Origin of the sequence: Candidatus Tisiphia endosymbiont of Ditula angustiorana, from assembly GCF_964026425.1 — a bacterium.
Taxonomy (GTDB): Bacteria; Pseudomonadota; Alphaproteobacteria; order Rickettsiales; family Rickettsiaceae; genus Tisiphia.
In genome coordinates this window covers 1,670,649-1,689,849 of record NZ_OZ032143.1, presented here as the reverse complement: position 1 = coordinate 1,689,849, position 19,201 = coordinate 1,670,649, and the positions used below count along the sequence as shown (strand labels likewise).

Genomic DNA, 19,201 nt, shown 5'->3' with positions numbered 1-19,201 from the left:
GCTATCTGATAGGACTAACTTCCCTAGGACGGCTATTGTTCCTAATAGCAGGAGGAGATGTAGTAGGACGAGATGGATAGGTATTCATCGATTTTCTAATGGTATTAACTTTTTGCTTGGCTTTTTCAAGATCCATTGTTTTTGCATGAGTTTGGCGTAATGTTGTTCCTATGTTTTTAGATTCTTCAGTGGTAAGAATTGCCTCGCCTTTTGCCATTTTAATTAAATTATCCACAACGAAAGCCCCACAATCTTTATCATTTTGTTGTTGCTCAGTGTGTAAATCTACTATTTTAGCATCAGGACAAACTTTTTTAACCATATCTACTAACTCCACTCTTGTATCTATATCTGTTCCCATAGGATCATTATAGGTAAACACTATACCTCCCTCGTTGTCTTTAGTGATTGCTAAACTAACCCAATGTTCGTATCCAGTGTTAAGGGGTATAATAACCGCTTCCTTGTTATCTACTATTAAATCACTATACACAGCTTTATAAAGAGTGTCCTTTAATAAACTTTCTTCTCCTATAGAAGCATGAGTAATAATAGAAACCTTTGTTTGATCTACAGACGCTTTTAATACATTGCCAATATCATCTTCGTCATATAAATAATCTAGTTTAGTTAATTTGCTACCCTCAGGCAATGAATGTTCTACCTCATTTTGTCTAGTTGATACCCCCCTTTCATCTGCCACTTGCTGAAGGGTATTGGTAATTCTTTTAGCATTTTCTTGTTTATACTCATTTAAATTCTCTTGCATATCCTTAATAGTTAAGCTGTTGATTCCAGGAACAGTTTCCCTTTGCTTAACTTCAGCAACAATATCAGCCCTTTTCCCATGACCTTGAGCTAATGGGATGCAGCCATTAGTTAAATTTTCGACCGAGCCTCCTTGAGTTATAGTATATTTAGCCTGTTTGGCAATATTCTGAAGTCTCAATGGATCAGATAGGTCAAAATATATATCAACAGGGTTTATTTCTGTTTTACCAAGATCTTTTTGGAATTGTTGAGATAATTGTGATATATAATTTTCTAGTTTTTTAGCCCCACCAACTTTATCTTGTAAAATTGCTTCAACTTCTAGCTTAATACCTAATTGTTGATCTTTGTCAATGATATCAAATTTGTTTGCAATAATATTGGTTACATCATCGATAGATGAAGGATTGCTGGCTATAATTACCCTAGTATTACCCAATTCTTTTGCCGCTTTTACTACCTCATTTAATCTCTCTTTATTAGGTAATTCCCCTGATAATAATATATTAGGGGGTCTTTTTAGAATCTCTGACTCTATTAAATTGCTAACTTGCATAGATTGGATGTATGAAGTTTTTTCTTGTACTACATGCTTTTCAGCCACAGCCCTAATTTGGTCGTTAGCATTGGCAAAAAACACGTGATTGACCTGTGCAAGAAGAGGTGACCAGTAGTTATAATATGGCAAAGTTTGATTATATGCATTATAATTACCAAAGGTAAAACAAGTTTGAATACCTGATTTTTTTAATGCTGCTAAATCATTTGTATCAATTATAGGTTTTTCCATGTTTGAATTATATTGAATATTAAGTATAGGCGTTTCTCCTTGTTTAACTTCATGCAATATTTCACTTATTATATTATCATTATTTAGTTTGCCATTTTGAATGTTATATTTAAGTTCCCTAGTTGGTATGTTTAAGTCAGAATTAGCCACTATAATATTTTGCTGAGTCTCTTGACCTACATGACCATTAATATTAAATAACCTTACCTTATTTTCTTTTTTACCTGTTTTTGCCATACGTACTCCAAAGTCATCATATCTAATGACTATCATCTTAAATGAAAAAACAAGTCTATACAAATCAATTATATATCTAAACCAGTATTACGCGAATTCAGGATAAGAATTTGCCAATTCTTATCCCAAATTCGGTAAAATTATAGAAACAATCAGATTTGAGACGGCTCTGCATCTGATTGTTAAATTAATATTTTGCTAAAAACATGATTTTAAAAGATTAAAATCATGTTTTTAGCTTTAGAAAGGTTTAAAATGCATTCGCGTTAGCCGCTTTAAGAATGCATTTTTCCTTATATTAAAGCCCATTCTGTATAAGAATTAACTAATTATTATACAGAATGGGGGTAGTATTGATAAATTGTGCAGCCTCATTGTATTTTAAGTTAAATTTTACAGATATAGTTGCATAATAATCTCACCCCCTTTAATAATATACTATATATAAGCCTGCACTAATATATTATTTAATTGGTAGAGGGATGGTTAGGTGATAATAGTAATTGCCTATGGAAATAATTAGGTAAAAATAATGCATTGGAATGATGTTGACGAAATTGCTATAAGTTTAGAAAAAAATTATTCCGATGAGGATATATCTGAATTAACACTAAAAGATCTTGAGGACTTAATAAAATCATTGAGTGATTTTGATGACCACGAAATTGAGACAAATAAAGAAGTGTTAAAAGAAATTCTCGAGGCTTGGAAAGAGATTAAAGATAGTAATTTTGAAGATTAATTATATACTCTTCTGCTTTGAAGAAGAGCTATCATAAATACTTGCGGAGAATGTACGTACTTGTACCTCATGTAGTTCATCTATAGCTAACACGAAAAGGTTTAAGGCATAGTAATGGTGATAACCTTGATGTCATTCGAGCTGCGGCGGGAATCTAAAAAATAGCCTAAAAGACTATTAGATATTATAGATCCCTGCTTACGCAGGGATGACATCGCTTCTAGTTAAGCTAAGATTAACATATACCTAAAACCTTTTCGGGTTAGCTATAGAATCTAAATAATTTACAGAAATAACTTGATTTTTTTGCGGAGATAGGGCATTATCTGCGTTAAATTGAAAGAAGGGGCGTTTAGCTCAGTTGGTAGAGCATCCCGTTTACACCGGGACGGTCGGCAGTTCGAGTCTGTCATCGCCCACCATATATCCCTCAGGTTTCAGGGGGTTTATCACTTCAATAAAAAATCTGTATTCCCCTTATATGCTATTTTTTCACTAAAGTTGCCGGAATACGACCCCTAAAAAACTCTCTCTTTAACTAGTTTTTTGAGGGAGGAATTATTACAAAAGTGTTAAAATATACACCTAGTCCGCTTACCCCTTGTTTGTTACCCCCGTCATGTTAGATATTTATTATATAGTTTTTATTTTTAGCGTTTTTGATATATACCTAGTAATATTGGTTCTTGGAAGATAATAATTTTATGATAAGAAAAGTAATTATATTTACTGTCATTGCTATTTCGTTGTTAGTATGTACTATATTAGTTGCGGTGAACTTTGTTGATTATAGTTCCGCCAGTAATAGTCTTGTTAATGAATTAAAAATTTCTCCTCAGAATTTAAAAAAAATAAAAATAATTAAATTTCTCATACCTTATTTGATTATTGATCACATAAAAGAGGAAGGGAAATTAGAATTAGAAAATATAGAAATTCACTTTGTCCCATGGTCATTATTAATTTTCAGACCAAGAATTAGTGCTGTAACCATATATAGTGCCGCAATATATTCAGATGAACAAGATTTTGACATTATAAACCATGATAGGCTAGTTAGTTCATTTATAACAAATGATATAATGGATATAAATTTTAATGTTAAAAATCTGAGTATTTTAAATAAAAATAACCAACCTATTCTTACTTTAAATAATTGCTCTTTATTTAAAAATAACTCTATTGCTAATAGCACTTCATTCAAAGGGGATGGAGGATATGTAGGAAAATTATCTGGGTTTTTTGAAAAAAAGGTCAACCAAATAAATCTCGATCTTACTATCTCTAATGATGATTATAATTTTCATTTGCTAGAAACCTATATAGACTCTAAACTAATAAATGGCAAAGCAGAATATTTAATACAAAATTTAGCTGATATATTACATATTCTAGTGCCAGATTTAGATTCTTTATTTAGAAGATTTAATCAGAATGAAAAGATAAATATAAAATTTGATATCTTACCTACTGGGCAACTGCTCAAGCTAGAAAATGTAACCATAGACTCTAATTCGCTTGTAGGTAATGGAGGGGTATATTTGAGCAGAAATGACAATGTTACTAGTATAATAAAATTATATTTCCCTAAAATAGACGTAAAATCACTTATCACTTCATCAAGCAATATTAACCAATTTAGTGATTCAGTTTTTGGATTAAGACTTATCTTTGATAATAAATCAATCATAACGAATGTTTTAGTTGACCAAATAATATTAGGTAACGATGAGATATTAAATAATACTAAACTTTCATTTAATTTAGATAAAGGGGTATTAGTGGTCAATGATTTTTCTGGTATAATAAAATCCGGAGGAAATTTTCAATTGATAGGTAATATAACCCAAAACTCAGTACGAAGTATATTTGATGGCACAATTTACTTGCAACATAATGACCTTAATTCTGTGTTGAATACTTTAGGTTATAAACAAGCAGTGAGTAAAAAATCTACAGCTTTTATTTTATCTTCAGATTTAAAACTAACCTTAATAGATGTCTATTTACAAAACCTTATGCTAAAAACTGACAACACTAAAGTTACAGGTAATATTACTGCTAGATTTATTGGTTCTATGCCGCATTTTATAGCGACCCTTGACTTTTCCTCGATTGATTTAAATAGAGACGATTACCCGATAATCTCACCAATGATCAAATTTGCTAAAAGTTTGTCAGAGAATATGAAAGATGAATCATACTTAGCTAAATATATTCCCATTAGGACAGCTGATTATTTAGGGAATTTTGATATTACTATAAATGATCTGATTATAGGAAATAATTCATTTGGCAAAGCATATATCTTAGCAAATGTCTCACCAGGTAATATTGGAATTAGTAATCTTGATATAAGAAGCAATAGTGATTACATCAATCTTAGTGCTAGTTTGTTAGCAAGTAACATTAAACCGCAATTAACAGTTACAATAAATGATGGCTCTCTTAATGTTAACTTTTTAACCCCTAAATCTTTACTTAATCTGCGAAATAACTTATTGAATGAATTTGATGTAGAAAAAATAGAGTTAAAATTAAATTGTGCATTATCAAAAATAATTCAGAATGATCTAGTATTACAAAATGTTAAACTGGCTTTAGCAAATAATAATGCTTTATTTAAGATGGATAACCTTGAAGCAAATCTACTTTCTGGTAAATTAAAAGCAGAAGGTAATATTTTATTAAATCCATATACTCTGAACTTTGTTTATGCACTTAATTCTATTGATTTAGCTCAATTATCTAATATTTTGCCAAGAGGATTACTAGACAATTATGGTGGAATGAGCATAAATGGAACACTTGCTACTCATGGCAATAGTTTAAAAGAATTATTGTATGAGCTTAACACTCAATCAGAGTTTGTAGTAAAAAATGCCAAGATTAGTAACTTCTCTGTTGATTCATTGATAGAAAAAATTAATAATAAAGACTATAATCTAAAGTATTTAAAAGATGATTTAGCAAAATCTATGTATCAAGGGCAAACTGAATTGAATAGTTTGCGTGGTAATCTTCAGTTAAAAAATGGAATAGTTACAATGAAAAACTTAGTATTTAATACAAAATATACTAGCGGAGCTGCATCATTAGCTATAAATATATATAATTTAGATATGGTATTATCTTCAATATTATCTTTCTATATAGCAGACTTAAATCCTAATCTAGATAATTCTAGTAATCAAAATACACCTATAAATCTTACAATAAAAACCTCAGGCACTATATTAGATCCCATAAAAACGTCAGACGAGACTGAACTAAGAAAGGCTTTAGAGAACAGAAGGAAATCCACAATTAAAGGAGAATAAATGTTATTATTAAGAATTTTAAAAGATTATAGACTGTTCGAAATATTGGTTCTTGGGGCAATTAGTGGCATGCCACTAGCTATATTATTTACTAGCTTAGTTGCTTGGCTTAAAGATTCTAATATTGATATTGCAATTATTACCACTTTTGCCGTTGCAAGACTATCCTATTCGCTAAAAGTTTTTTGGTCTCCTTTGGTAGATTATTTTAAGATACCATTATTAAAGAAATTTGGTCATAGAAAAAGTTGGCTGATACTTTGTACTATACTAATATCTTTAGTACTATTCAGTATGAGTACAGTTTTACCTAATGAATCATTAACTTTACTATATTTTCTTACTATCTGCCTTGGTTTCTTGTCAGCAACATTTGATATTAGTGTTGATGCGCTTAGGATAGATAAATTTGATCAGGAAACCCAAGCTATAGCGAGTGCTACGGCAGTATTAGGCTATAGACTTGGCATGCTGATTACTGGAGCTGGGGCTTTGTATTTTGCTGAAGCCACAAGTGATTGGTCAGCTACATTTGTGGCTATGAGTATAATTTTTGTTGTAGCAACAATTTTTATAATTACTGTCAATGAACCTACATTATTACGAGAAAATGTTGATATTTTATCTTTATTATCATTAACAAAAATAGTAATTAACCCTTTTAAGGACTTTTTTGTTAGGAAATATGCTGTTACTATTTTACTAGCAGTAATATTTTTTAAATTAGGTGATGCTATGCTTGGTGTAGTATCTATGCCATTTTATATGGAACTTGGTTATACAAAGGGACAGATAGCACTGATTATTAAATTTTATGGGGTACTAGCTACACTTACTGGATCTTTTGCTGGTGGAATAGTTGTATACCGACTTGGAAATTTTAAAGGGCTGATTATAACGGGAATTATACAAAGTATCACGCATTTTGCATTTATTTGGTTGAATCATCAACCAGTAAGTTCTGAAGCTTTCTGCATTGCTATTACTATAGAGAACTTTGCTGGAGCTATGGGTACTACTGCACTTGTTGGATATATTAGCAACCTTTGCAACAAACAATATTCTGCATCGCAATATGCTTTACTCAGTAGTAGTAGTAGTTTATTTAATAACACAGTCACCGTTTCTGGTGGTAGCCTAGTAAAAATGTTGGGTTGGGATAATTTTTTTATCTTAACAATAATTCTAGCCTTGCCAGGACTTATAATATTGTTCTATCTTAATAAAAAGATTCCTAAAACGTAAAATTATGTTAATACGATTATTGCTATTTTTTACTTGCGTAATAACATTCAGTATAAACCTACGTCCTGTTTATGCTGCAAAAAAGCTTGTGTCTTCGCCACCTCAGACAAGTCTTGTCGTAGATTACAATACTGGTAGGATACTGCACGATAAAAATTCTACTACTAGAATATATCCGGCTTCATTGACAAAATTAATGACCTTGTATTTGTTATTTGAAGCGGTAGAATCTGGCAGGTTATCAATGAATCAAAGATTATATGTTTCAAAAAACGCAGAGAAAATGTTGCCCTGCAAATTAGGGCTTAAAGAAAAAGAAACTATTACTGTAAGAGAAGCTATTTTAGGTCTAATTATTAGATCAGCAAACGATGCAGCTATGGTAGTAGCTGAAAATATTAAAGGTACTGAAGAAAGATTTGCTCAGTTGATGAATATTCGTGCTAGACAGCTTGGTATGAAAGATACTTATTTTAAAAACGCTTCTGGATGGCATCATCCTTGTCAGAAAACTACGGCCCGAGATCTTGCTAAACTATCTATAGCTATTAAGCGAGATTTTCCTAAATATTATGCTTTCTTCTCTAGAAACAACTTTGTTTTTAGAGGTAATATTGTACGAGGACATAATAAAGTAAATGAAATTTATGAAGGAGTTGAAGGGTTGAAAACTGGTTATACCATTCCAGCCGGCTATAACTTGATTACTGCAGCAACTAGACAAAATAAATCTTTGGTTGCTATTGTTACTGGTGGTAAATCCGCTGAGTCTAGAAATATGCAAATGGTAAAACTATTAGATAGCCATTTTGACCAGCCTAGAAATGATAAGACTATGGTTGATAAATTGATAGTCAAGACAACAGTACCATCAAGAACATATGGTAAGAAAACAAAATCAACTAAAGTTGCTACAAATCTTAAAGTAAGAAACAGAAAAAGACTATAGAAATATTATGAGAAATGTTGCTGTAGTTATTTCAGGTTGTGGATATTTAGATGGGGCTGAAATCTTTGAAACAGTTTTTACATTATTGGAACTTGATAAGCATAATGTAAATGTAAAAATTTTTGCTCCTAATAAAAATCAACATTATGTGATTAACCATCTAAATGTGATTAACCATCTAACTCAAGAAAAAATGTTAGAGGAACGTAATATATTGGTTGAATCAGCACGCATTGCTCGTGGTAAAATCCAACCATTAAATCAAATACGTGCTGAAGATTTTGATGCTTTAATATTACCGGGTGGGTTTGGTGCTGCACTAAATTTGTCTGATATAGGACTCAAAAATGAAAATGCTACAGTACTAAAAGATTTACAGGAAATAATAGTAGGCTTTTATAATTTATCAAAACCAATTGGAGCTATATGTATTGCTCCTGCTTTACTTGCTATAGTCTTAAGAAATCATACAAAAATTAAGGTTACCCTTGGAGAATCAAATGATCTGATAAATAAGCTAGGAGCAACAGAAGAAACTTGTAATGCTCAAGATATAGTCGTGGATGAAGATAATAGATTGGTTACTACTCCTGCTTTTATGTTAGATGCTCCTTTAGCACAAATACATAAAGGTATTAAGGGTTTAGTAATTAAAGTGCTGCAAATGTGTGCTAATATCTGAGATTTAAGCCATTTTATAAAAGACAATTGGTATTAAATAAGAGAATCAATATGAATAGATTAATACAAGCAGATGGGATGCAGCCTCAAACTCGTCTAACTAGAGAACAAAAAGAGGCTGTCGGATTACTTTCAATTGGTACATTTCTAGAGTATTTTGATCTGATGCTATATATATATATGGCGGTAATTCTTAATGAGTTTTTTTTTCCGAAATATGATCCCCATGCAACACAATTACTTTCAGCCTTTGCTTTTTGTACCACATATTTATTAAGACCTATTGGGGCGTTAATTTTTGGATGGATTGGTGATACTATAGGACGTAAAGTAACTGTTATTATTACCACTTTTATGATGGCATTTTCTTGTATTATTATTGCTAGTTTGCCAACTTATACTGAAATAGGTATTACTGCTGCTGTGGTTGTATCAATATGTCGTATTATGCAAGGTATGAGTTCCATGGGAGAAATAATAGGGGCAGAATTATATTTGACTGAAACTATAAAACGTCCACAACAATATATGTCTGTAGCATTAATAAGTTTTTTTTCTGTATTAGGGGGAACCTTTGCTTTGGGCGTTGCATTTATTTCTAGCTCTTACAACTTCAATTGGCGTTATGCTTTTTGTTTTGGTGCATTGGTTGCGTTAATTGGTTCAGTAGCTAGAACAACTCTACGAGAAACACCAGAATTTGCTGACGCAAAACGACGAATGAAAATGATTTTTGCAGATATTAATGAGAATTCTAGTATATTGGACAAGAATCCTATTTGGACAGAAAAAGTTAATAAAGTAACAGCTTTATATTTGTTTTTAATATTCTGTACTTGGCCAGTATGTTTTTATTTAACATTTATTCATTGTGGAGAGATTCTTAGAAATAATTTTGGTTATACGGTTGAACAAGTTATTTATCAAAATTTCTTTGTTTCAATAGTAGAAATGTTAGGGAATTTATCATTGATATATTTAAGTTATTACGTGTACCCTCTAATGATTTTAAAAATTAGAATGGTAATTTTTTGGGTTCTTATTCTAGTTTGCCTATACTTATTGAATCATGCTAGAACAGCTTTTGATATTTTTCTATTCCAAGCATTTATTATATTGATTGTACCTAGTTTAATACCAGCCCATTCAATTTTATTTATATATTTCCCTGTTTTTAAACGCTTCACATATGTTAGTTTTTTATATGCTATATCTAATACTATTATGTATATTATCACATCTTTTGGGCTTATTTATTTAACAAAATATTTAGGTAATTATGGATTGCTGATTATTATAATTCCAGTCATGATAGGATATAGCTTTGGCATATTTCATTTTGAAAAATTAGAGAAAACAGCTGGAAATTATCCGAAAAAGAAAAAATGGTTTCTCTTAATGAATTAGGTGGTGTCTATTAAAGAAGATTTAATTTTTGTTGGTGTAGTATCATCAGTACACGGAGTGCAGGGTAATGTTTACGTCAAATCTTTTACTACGCCAAATACTAATATCATTAAAATGAATTTGGTGGATGAATTAGGAAAAAAAATTATCCTTAAACTCATTAGTCAAAATTCTAAAGGTGATATAATATGTAGATTTAACGAAATTAATAGTAGGACATTAGCTGAAGGGTTAAAGGGATGTAAGCTTTTTTGTCATAGGCGTGATTTCCCTTCATTAAGTGAAGATGAATTTTATATTGAAGACTTAAGAGGTTTACTGGTACTAGATAGCAATTTGGTGGCTATAGGAAAAATTACAAATGTTTTTAATTTTAAAGCAGGCGATATCATTGAAATCGAGTTTATCAGCAATAAAAAAGTAGAATTATTTCCTTTTAACAAGCAATTTTTCCCAGTAGTGACGAAAGAGCATGCTATTTTAGCAAAGATTTAACTATAGCAATTAGTCCTCATTACGTCGTTCTGATCTCTTTCGGTCATTAGGGTTTAATACTGCCTTACGAAGCCGGATTGATTTAGGAGTAACTTCTACTCTTTCGTCATTTTGGATATAGCTGATAGATTGTTCTAATGTCATAATGACTGGTGGGATAAGACGCATAGCTTCATCTTTGCCAGAAGCTCTGACATTTGATAATTGTTTGGCTTTCAGAGGATTTACCTCTAGGTCATTATCCCGATTATGTTCGCCTATAATCATTCCCTGATATACTAGTTCATTAGGGTTTATAAACATTTTTCCACGATCTTCAAGATTCCATAGAGCATAGGCAACAGATTCACCATCTCCATTAGAAATTAACACTCCATTACGTCTTCCTTCAATAACCCCTTTATACGAACCATAACTATGAAAAACACGGTTCATAACACCTGTACCTCGAGTTTCGGTTAGAAACTGACCGTGGTAACCAATAAGACCACGTGATGGCCCTAAAAATGTGACTCTAGTTTTACCGCCACCAGATGGACGCATATCAGTCATTTCTGCTTTACGTATTGCTAAGGATTTAACAATAACTCCAACAAAATCATCATCAACATCAACTTGGATTTCTTCAATTGGTTCTAATCTTTTTCCCTGTTCATCCTCTTTGAATAATACACGTGGTCTGCTGATTGATAGTTCAAAACCTTCACGTCGCATAGTTTCAATTAATATTCCTAATTGTAACTCACCACGACCTGCAACTTGAAAAGCATCTTTTTCTTCAGTTTGACTGACATGTATTGCCACATTACTTTCGATCTCTCGCATCAATCTATCACCTAAAACTCTTGATGTAAGCTTTGATCCTTCCCGTCCAGCAAGAGGGGAGTCATTTACTCCAAAGGTCATAGATAATGTTGGTGGATCTATAGGTAAGGAAGGGAGTGCTAGCATTATTTCAGGGTCACAGATAGTATCAGCTACCGTAGCGTTCTGAATTCCAGCAATAGCAATGATATCCCCTGCATATGCTACATCGACAGCTACGCGTTCCAATCCTCGGAATGACAGTATTTTACTTATTCTAGCATTTTCAATTACCATATTATCGCGATTAAGTACTTTAACATTTTGGTTGATTTTAACCGTACCGCTCTGCACTAGACCGGTAAATACACGACCAAAATATGAGTTATATTCTCTAGTAGTAACAAGCATAGAAAAGGGAAGGCTGCTATCAGCAACAGGAGCAGGTACATGAGATACTATCAAATTAAAAAGAGGAGAAAGGTCTTTTTGCTCATCTTCTAGATGGCGCGATGCCCAACCGCTACGTCCCGAAGCGTAGATAATTGGGAAATCTAGTTGTTCATTAGTTGCCTCTAATGCCATAAATAATTCAAATACTTCATCAACTACTTCACTTACTCTTCTATCAGGACGGTCGATTTTATTGATAACAACAATTGGTTTCAAACCAAGTTTTAGAGCTTTTGACAGCACAAATTTTGTCTGAGGCATTGTACCTTCAGAAGAATCAACTAGTAATACAACTCCATCTACCATAGTAAGAATGCGTTCTACCTCACCACCAAAATCAGCGTGACCAGGAGTATCAACTATATTGATACGGATATTTTCCCACATAAGGGAGGTACATTTGGCTAAAATAGTTATACCACGTTCGCGTTCAAGGTCATTTGAATCCATAGCACGTTCTGCTACTGCTTGGTTTTCTCGGAAAGTCCCACTTTGCTTAAGCATATTATCAACTAGAGTGGTTTTACCATGATCAACGTGGGCGATAATGGCAATATTGCGAATAGCAGACATCAAAAACCTTTAATATATTTTTTAGATGTGCATTATAGAGCAAAATATATCAAATTGGAATAGAGTTCTTGTGTTATAGTGAATTCAGTTGAATTAGCAACAACGTTGCTCCTCGCTTGCTAGAGTAAATAATTCTTATATCGAGTTAATAGCCTAGGGTGTCACCCACAGCTGTCGAAAGTTAGAAGAGGAAGCGGTTTTAGAAGTCATAATGACAGTTTAAAAGTTGTCGGCTTATAACCGCTGTCATTGCGAGAAGGCGTAAGCCGACGAAGCAATCCACTTATGGTTACTTTTTTGGATTGCTTCGTCGACCTATGGTCTTCCTCGCAATGACGTTACCCTATTTAAAACCCCTTCCTCTTCTAACTTTCGACAGTTGTGGGGTGTCACCCCTAATGGCGATGATTACTTAAGCCTACTATTAATTTATTATACTATTTCCCATTATTAACTACGTTAATAATGGGAAATGGTATTACATCGATAGTTGAGGTTAATTAGTATTTTAAATTATAGATTCTATATTTGCTATCTTACAGCTATTAACCAAATTATTATCTAGAGTAGCAATTTTTGCTTCAAGGCGTAGGGATAATTCAAGGTAAGAAGCATCATAAGACGTTAGACCATATTTAGTTGCAATCTTTGCTATTGTATGTAGAGATTCAGGGCTAGAACAAAATTTATCAATATTAATAGGAAGAGTATTTAAGAGGTGTAAATACTCTTCATAATTACTTTTAGTAATACGCTGTTTTTTTAAGGATGATATAAGCACATTGTTACATTCTAAAAAAAAGACAGCAGGGGCAAATATATTATATACTTTGTTAGAAATCTGATGGTAAATGTTATCGACCTTAAGCTGTTGCTCATCCGATAAAATCGAGGACATAATGAATGAACAATCTACTACTAAATTCATTTTCTACCAAGATTTTTCATTTTAATAACATCATCTGTAGAGCCAAGAGGGCTACGTTTTTTAAGTTCAGCAAGTTTTTTAAATAGATCATCAAATCTTTGGGAATAATATTTAGCTACAGGTATAACAAAAGCTACCTCTTTTCCTCTGTTTGTTATGCATAATTCTTCACCTGCTTCTACTTCTTTAATTAGCTCCGGTAAGTGAGTTTTGGTTTTAAACATACCAACTATTCTCATGAATCCTCTTTAATAAACTAGTTAATTAAACTAGTTTATTATATTTTAATAAGTAATGCAATATGCTAATAACAGTGATTAATATATTTCATTTTACTTAAATAATATTAATAATTTGCTTGCAAAAATTTTAAAATTAATTTATTAAGTTCTGAGTTTTTGGGTTCAAGAAGAATACCCTTCAAAAGGGTAATGCAGTTTTTCCTGAAAATTACCTAATTAACCTCAGTTTGATATAAGATATCAGTTTAATAGCCCCTATGTCACCCCTGCTTCGGTGCGGGGTCTAAAAAATTTTAACAAACCCTCTTGGTTTATTTTTTTAGATCCCAGCTTTCGCTGGGATGACATAATGACGGTGACATCACCCCTAATGGCGACGATTACTTGAGCCTACTATTAATTTATTACATCAATACTCGAGGTTAATTATACAAAATAACAAAAATAAATATAAGAGAACAACAGATGTCAAAAGTAAAAAAGGCAAGATCAAAACTATCCCCTTTAAATTTTAGCATACCATTAGATTCTAGCATACCAAAAGATAAACAGGTAATAAATACTCCGGATGCTAACCAACTAGAAATTAAACAGCAAAAGGATTTTTCGGAGGAAAAAACTCAATCTGATAAGATGTTATTATGTATTGATTGGGATGGAACAATAGTAAAAGGCTCCTTACACAAGGCTCTTAATACTACTTTCAATTATAAGAATTGTGTAGATCTATTTCTAGCAGATGAAACAAAAAGTTGGAAAAATAAAGAGCTATTAGTAGAATTGTTGCAAAAAGTATTAACTATAGGATGTCATATAGCTATTGTATCTTTTGGCTCATATCCTAATTGGATCAAATACGCTCTTAAGCAACTTGCTTTAAAATCAACTCTATTGGAAAAAATTTATGTAGTGTCGCATCCTCGTAGAGATGGCTGTGAAGGCAAACAGGAGCATATAGAGGAAGCCAAGAGGCATTTTGGTGTTTCTGAGAATGAGAAGGTTGTTTTAATAGATGATGATTTAGATAATGTGGATATAGCAAGGAAAAATGGTATGCAGGGGATACATGTTGCCAAGGATATCGGGTATTTAACTGAGGCTTCTAAGATAGTTACAGCACAAGAACAAAAAGAAAATCAAATACAGACTGACTTTGATCAGCCAACAGAGAGTAAATTAGAACTGTTAGGTGAAGATCTTCCTTCCCTAGGAGATTTTTCCCTAGTAGACTCTTATGACACATTGTAGGGATTATACTATTTTGCTTTGAAAAAAAGCAATAGCAAAACTTCTAGGTATAACCTGAATTCGATGTAAGACATTGGTTTAACAACCTAAGGTGTCATCCCTGCGAAGGCTTTGTTGCGTGGATCACTAGTATGTCATTCCCGCGTAGGCGGGAATCTATAATATCTAATAGCCTTTGCAGGTTATTTTTTGGATTCCCGCTTTTAGCTAGGAATGACATCGTTTTTGGTTCTGTAAGTACCATTACTTACGTTGGCTTTTTGATCCACGCGAGCAATGCCTCCCAGCGAAAGCTGGGGTCTAAAACTATATAACATACCTTCTATGCTATTTTTAGACCCCACACCGAAGCAGGAGCATAATGGCGGTAGGGGTGACATTACCTTTAACAGAGATGATACTGAACCTAGTATTAACTTGTTACATTGAATTAACGTTATTTTAACTGTCAGTAAAAATTCATACATTAGACCTCATTCGAAACTGGTTGACGTAGTTCAAAATTATAAATGCCAGAGATCAAATTAAATCTAAGACCAAATCTTTTACGTCTATTTCGATATTTGTCAGCAATAATTTTGAACCGTTTTAGCATACCAATAACGTTTTCATTTAGAACTCTTTCTCCTGCTAACCTACGATTATTCTTTTTATCATTTTTAGTTAAAGGATTTTTCTTGCTTTTTTTCTTTGGTAATTCAGAATTATTGTGAATTTTTTGTATATACTCGATGAAAATCAACAATTGCGTTGTTGTTGTCCAAGACCTGCGGTGCTCACGTACTAATGTACGCTGTGCTCCTCGGCTTGGACACTCCTAGCACTTGTTGATTTTGATCTTCGTCTACCAACTCTTCATTTACGAGCAGTATACCTTGATATCCTGTATCAGTAATCGCTTTAACCTTAGGATGGATAAGAATTTTGGATTCCTTAAATAATCTAAAGTCATGTTTTTTACCGTTAGAAAAATCTGTACATATTACTTGGTGTGTTTTCTTGTCTACCACTATTTGAGTTTTTAGTGTATGCCTTTTCTTCTTTCCTGAATAATAGAATTTTTGTTTTTTTTGGGTCTTTCTATAGGACTCTCAGTAGCATCAATCAAGACTACTTCATAATTCATATCACTCTTCATTAGAGCTTTACGACCTGGAAGAGCAAAGTTTGGGTGTTTAACTAGGGTGTCTTCTACCCATTTAACAGCTTTATATGCTGAACTTTCACTAATCCCATAGTTCTGACCTATATGGAAATAAGTACGGTATTCTCTAAGGTATTCTAAGACCATCAGCAACTGTTCCTCCAAATTGAGCTTATTTTTACGCCCACCTTTTGATTTCTTAAGACCATCAGCTTGCCTCAAAATATCCACCATCTTTGAGAATGTTCCCTTCTTTACTCCTGTTAATCGACGAAATTTTTCATCCTCTAACTCTTTAATCTGATCGAATTTCATATTATTACTTCAAATCAGATATTTATAACACCATTCTACATCATTGTCTAGTTTCGAAAGAAGCCTATTTTGTCAGTGTATTCTTTAACTCCACCACGTTTTTGCTTTCCACAAAAATATAACTTTGCCAAATAATTTTCATCAAAACTAAGGATTATTTCTCCCATTTTTCTTAAAGCTTTGTTATAATCATTCCAGTTACGAACTTTTTTTATAGATGGTATACTGCTTGTAAATAAAGAGTTGGTATTTCTGCTTTGAAGAATTGTTTTTTGAAAATATCAGGAACTCGCGTACTCATGTACTAAATGTACACCTAGTTCGCTCGCCCCTCATTTTCAAATTCAATTCGTAGGATCATTTGAGTATAGATGATAGAATCAAAATCATGATAGTAGCAGGAATTACCAAGTCGAGGGACTAGGCGTACATTTAGTACGTGAGTACCGCTAGAATCTTGGATAATGACGATGCAATTCTTGATTTTCTATTCTAGAGTATATTATATACTTTTGATGAGTTTCTTGCCATTCTATTCAATTTCTAGGTTCATAACAACCTATTTTGACTATCCACGTTAGCAATGCCTCCCCACGAAAGCAGGAATGACATCAATTCTATCACTATCACTATGGCTCAAACATTTTTGGGTTAGCTATACAAGAATAATTACTCTTCACTACAAAGGTAATGTCACTTCTGCCTACGCAGGGGTTTGACATTGAAAGAGCGGGATAACATCAAGGACTATTATACCTACTTAAACTTGTACATTTGGTTAATTTATGAAGTCATATACTTTTAAAGAGCATTTTTTAGAGCTAAAGGCTAGGTTTTTACGAGTATTTGCTGCATTCATTATTGGTTTTATTATTTGTTATTATTTTAGTAGCGATATATATAACATTTTATTAGAGCCGCTTGCAGAACTAGATCATGCTAATATAAGGAAAGTGATCTATACTGGTCTTACTGAAGCATTCTTTACTTATATAAAACTTGCAGCTTTTGTTTCTTTTGTCATGATTATGCCAATTATCGCTATAGAATGTTTTTTATTTATAAGACCTGGGTTATATTCAGGTGAGAAAAAATATGCTGCTTTTATTCTTTTTATGTCACCTATTTTGTTTTGGTGTGGGAGCATCTTTGTATTTTACTTTGTTATGCCGCGTGCATGGCAATTTTTTCTAAGCTTTGAAGATAATAATGCTATTATTCCACTAATTCTAGAAGCTAGAATTAGTGAATATTTAAACTTAGTAATTCAGCTAATTATTGCGTTTGGTATGGCTTTCCAATTACCAATTATTATGTTAATATTAAATTTATTAAAAATATTAACAGCAAAAGACTTAGTGGACAAAAGAAGATCGTCTATAGTAATTATTTTTATTATTGCTGGTATTTTAACTCCACCGGATGTACTTAGCCAATTTGCTCTTGCAATACCAATGCTTTTATTATATGAAACTTCAATTATTATGTGTAAATTTGTAGAAAATCGAGGAAGTTAAATGTTAGATATAAAGTGGATTAGGGAGAATAAGCAGGAATTTGATGATCTACTTATCAAAAGGGGAATTACCCCAATGTCCGATAAAATTACTAAACTAGATGAAAGCAAACGCCAACTAACTAATCTTATTCAGCAATTTCAGCATGCAAGAAGGAAAAAATCTAAGGATCTAGGCAACATGCCTAACAAAGCTAGTAAGGAATTTGAAGAAATAAAGCATGATGTGGATCACATAAATGAAAAGCTGGAAGAACTGAATCTAAAATTAAATAGTAATCATCAGTTAAATGATATGTTGGAGATCCTGCCAAATCTTCCTGATGATGATGTACCATACGGTACTGATGGAAGTATGAATAAACTGCTTAAAACAGTAGGAGACATTACAACAAAACTATCTCCTCCATTACCTAAGCAGCATTTTGAACTTGGTGAAAGTTTAGGTATGATGGATTTTGTCCGTACTGCTAAAATGTCTGGTAGTAGGTTTGTAACTTTAAAAGGAGAGTTAGCAAAGTTAGAACGTGCATTGATTAATTTTATGATTGATACTCATACTCAGGAATTTGATTTTACTGAATTATCTCCTCCAGCTTTAGTACGACCAGCTGCTATGTATAATAGCGGTCAATTGCCAAAATTTGCAGAAGAGTCGTTTGAAACGGTAAATAATTACAGGCTAATTCCAACAGGCGAAGTACCTCTCGTTAATATGGTGGCTGATACCATAATAGCTAGGGAAGAATTGCCTATACGTTATGTTGCTTACACACCCTGTTATAGATCAGAATCTGGCAGTAGTGGTAAAGATACTAGAGGTATGTTCCGTGTGCATCAATTTGGTAAAGTTGAGTTGGTTACAATAACTACTGCAGAAGAATCTCAGCGTGAACATGAATATATAACTAATGCAGCTGAAACTATTCTAAAAAAACTTGATCTACCATATAGAGTTATGTTGCTTTGTACTGGAGATATGGGATTTACTGCCAAGAAAACCTATGATCTAGAAGTATGGTTGCCTGGGCAAAATCTATACCGTGAGATTTCAAGTTGTTCTAATTGTGGAGATTTTCAGGCTAGAAGGATGAAAGCTAGATATAAAGAATTTGGTAGCAACGAAACTACTTTTGTCCATACTTTGAATGGTTCTGGTTTACCAATTGGTAGGACAATAATCGCAATTCTAGAAAATTACCAAAATGCAGATGGTTCAATAACAGTTCCAAATGTTTTGGTGAGTTACATGGGTGGGTTGGAGCGAATTCATACTACTAAAGAGTATAAATAACATACGCGAATTTGGGATAAGAATTTGTCAATTCTTATCCCAAATTC

The 19,201-nt window shown here is 32.6% G+C and carries 13 protein-coding genes, 1 tRNA gene and 2 pseudogenes; 11 read left to right on the top strand and 5 right to left on the bottom strand.

From position 1 onward, the window contains the following. Window position 1 precedes the first annotated feature (1 nt). Entirely contained in the window at window positions 2-1,834 is a 1,833-nt protein-coding gene (locus AAGD29_RS08165) for a Ulp1 family isopeptidase (RefSeq protein ID WP_341757757.1), read from the bottom strand. A gap of 496 nt (window positions 1,835-2,330) precedes the next feature. Here AAGD29_RS08165 and iscX point away from each other — a divergent pair, with 496 nt between their 5' ends. From iscX to rimM, 8 genes are all read left to right on the top strand, one after another. Next, window positions 2,331-2,540, top strand: a complete 210-nt coding sequence (gene iscX / locus AAGD29_RS08160) for a Fe-S cluster assembly protein IscX (protein WP_341757756.1) — start codon at window positions 2,331-2,333, stop codon at window positions 2,538-2,540. 346 nt (window positions 2,541-2,886) lie between these two features. After that, a tRNA-Val gene (locus AAGD29_RS08155) sits at window positions 2,887-2,962 on the top strand. A 282-nt stretch (window positions 2,963-3,244) separates the two neighbouring features. Then, a complete protein-coding gene (locus AAGD29_RS08150; protein ID WP_341757755.1) occupies window positions 3,245-5,860 on the top strand; it encodes an AsmA-like C-terminal region-containing protein in 2,616 nt (871 codons plus the stop codon). Beyond that, window positions 5,861-7,105, top strand: a complete 1,245-nt coding sequence (locus AAGD29_RS08145; RefSeq protein WP_341757754.1) for an AmpG family muropeptide MFS transporter — start codon at window positions 5,861-5,863, stop codon at window positions 7,103-7,105. It begins immediately after the preceding gene. Between the two features lie 4 nt (window positions 7,106-7,109). Then, window positions 7,110-8,054, top strand: a complete 945-nt coding sequence (locus AAGD29_RS08140) for a D-alanyl-D-alanine carboxypeptidase family protein (RefSeq protein ID WP_341757753.1) — start codon at window positions 7,110-7,112, stop codon at window positions 8,052-8,054. Between the two features lie 7 nt (window positions 8,055-8,061). Beyond that, window positions 8,062-8,736 (top strand): isoprenoid biosynthesis glyoxalase ElbB, encoded by a 675-nt coding sequence (elbB, locus tag AAGD29_RS08135; protein WP_341757752.1) that lies wholly within the window; start codon window positions 8,062-8,064, stop codon window positions 8,734-8,736. A gap of 50 nt (window positions 8,737-8,786) precedes the next feature. Next, window positions 8,787-10,142: an MFS transporter gene (locus AAGD29_RS08130; protein WP_341757751.1), complete on the top strand. Its 1,356-nt coding sequence runs from the start codon at window positions 8,787-8,789 to the stop codon at window positions 10,140-10,142. 3 nt (window positions 10,143-10,145) lie between these two features. Then, window positions 10,146-10,637 (top strand): ribosome maturation factor RimM, encoded by a 492-nt coding sequence (gene rimM, locus AAGD29_RS08125; RefSeq protein ID WP_341757750.1) that lies wholly within the window; start codon window positions 10,146-10,148, stop codon window positions 10,635-10,637. 9 nt (window positions 10,638-10,646) lie between these two features. Here rimM and typA read toward each other — a convergent pair whose 3' ends face one another. From typA to AAGD29_RS08110, 3 genes are all read right to left on the bottom strand, one after another. After that, window positions 10,647-12,467, bottom strand: coding sequence for a translational GTPase TypA (gene typA, locus AAGD29_RS08120; RefSeq protein WP_341757749.1), 1,821 nt, complete (start codon window positions 12,465-12,467; stop codon window positions 10,647-10,649). Between the two features lie 508 nt (window positions 12,468-12,975). Then, window positions 12,976-13,395 (bottom strand): type II toxin-antitoxin system VapC family toxin, encoded by a 420-nt coding sequence (locus tag AAGD29_RS08115; protein ID WP_410521148.1) that lies wholly within the window; start codon window positions 13,393-13,395, stop codon window positions 12,976-12,978. Then, the gene (locus tag AAGD29_RS08110; protein WP_367364440.1) at window positions 13,392-13,634 is read right to left on the bottom strand and encodes a type II toxin-antitoxin system Phd/YefM family antitoxin; all 243 of its coding nucleotides are present in this window, start codon (window positions 13,632-13,634) and stop codon (window positions 13,392-13,394) included. The genes AAGD29_RS08115 and AAGD29_RS08110 overlap by 4 nt, the downstream gene beginning before the upstream one ends. Window positions 13,635-14,102: 468 nt before the next feature. Here AAGD29_RS08110 and AAGD29_RS08105 point away from each other — a divergent pair, with 468 nt between their 5' ends. Further along, entirely contained in the window at window positions 14,103-14,885 is a 783-nt protein-coding gene (locus AAGD29_RS08105; protein ID WP_341757746.1) for an HAD family hydrolase, read from the top strand. 466 nt (window positions 14,886-15,351) lie between these two features. Here AAGD29_RS08105 and AAGD29_RS10355 read toward each other — a convergent pair. After that, a pseudogene (locus AAGD29_RS10355) lies at window positions 15,352-16,344 on the bottom strand (IS5 family transposase). Window positions 16,345-17,129: 785 nt separating this feature from the next. Here AAGD29_RS10355 and tatC point away from each other — a divergent pair. Both tatC and serS read left to right on the top strand, forming a co-directional pair. After that, a pseudogene (tatC, locus tag AAGD29_RS08090) lies at window positions 17,130-17,884 on the top strand (twin-arginine translocase subunit TatC). Continuing rightward, window positions 17,862-19,154 (top strand): serine--tRNA ligase, encoded by a 1,293-nt coding sequence (gene serS, locus AAGD29_RS08085; RefSeq protein ID WP_341757745.1) that lies wholly within the window; start codon window positions 17,862-17,864, stop codon window positions 19,152-19,154. Before tatC ends, serS begins: the two are co-directional and overlap by 23 nt. The last annotated feature ends 47 nt before the right edge of the window (window positions 19,155-19,201 follow it).

Bases quoted from the DNA above. Each gene is read 5' to 3' on its own strand.
- AAGD29_RS08165 (WP_341757757.1), bottom strand. From the start codon at position 1,834: ATGATAGTCATTAGATATGATGACTTTGGAGTACGTATGGCAAAAACA.
- iscX (WP_341757756.1), top strand. From the start codon at position 2,331: ATGCATTGGAATGATGTTGACGAAATTGCTATAAGTTTAGAAAAAAAT.
- AAGD29_RS08150 (WP_341757755.1), top strand. From the start codon at position 3,245: ATGATAAGAAAAGTAATTATATTTACTGTCATTGCTATTTCGTTGTTA.
- AAGD29_RS08145 (WP_341757754.1), top strand. From the start codon at position 5,861: ATGTTATTATTAAGAATTTTAAAAGATTATAGACTGTTCGAAATATTG.
- AAGD29_RS08140 (WP_341757753.1), top strand. From the start codon at position 7,110: ATGTTAATACGATTATTGCTATTTTTTACTTGCGTAATAACATTCAGT.
- elbB (WP_341757752.1), top strand. From the start codon at position 8,062: ATGAGAAATGTTGCTGTAGTTATTTCAGGTTGTGGATATTTAGATGGG.
- AAGD29_RS08130 (WP_341757751.1), top strand. From the start codon at position 8,787: ATGAATAGATTAATACAAGCAGATGGGATGCAGCCTCAAACTCGTCTA.
- typA (WP_341757749.1), bottom strand. From the start codon at position 12,467: ATGTCTGCTATTCGCAATATTGCCATTATCGCCCACGTTGATCATGGT.
- AAGD29_RS08115 (WP_410521148.1), bottom strand. From the start codon at position 13,395: ATGAATTTAGTAGTAGATTGTTCATTCATTATGTCCTCGATTTTATCG.
- AAGD29_RS08110 (WP_367364440.1), bottom strand. From the start codon at position 13,634: ATGAGAATAGTTGGTATGTTTAAAACCAAAACTCACTTACCGGAGCTA.
- AAGD29_RS08105 (WP_341757746.1), top strand. From the start codon at position 14,103: ATGTCAAAAGTAAAAAAGGCAAGATCAAAACTATCCCCTTTAAATTTT.
- serS (WP_341757745.1), top strand. From the start codon at position 17,862: ATGTTAGATATAAAGTGGATTAGGGAGAATAAGCAGGAATTTGATGAT.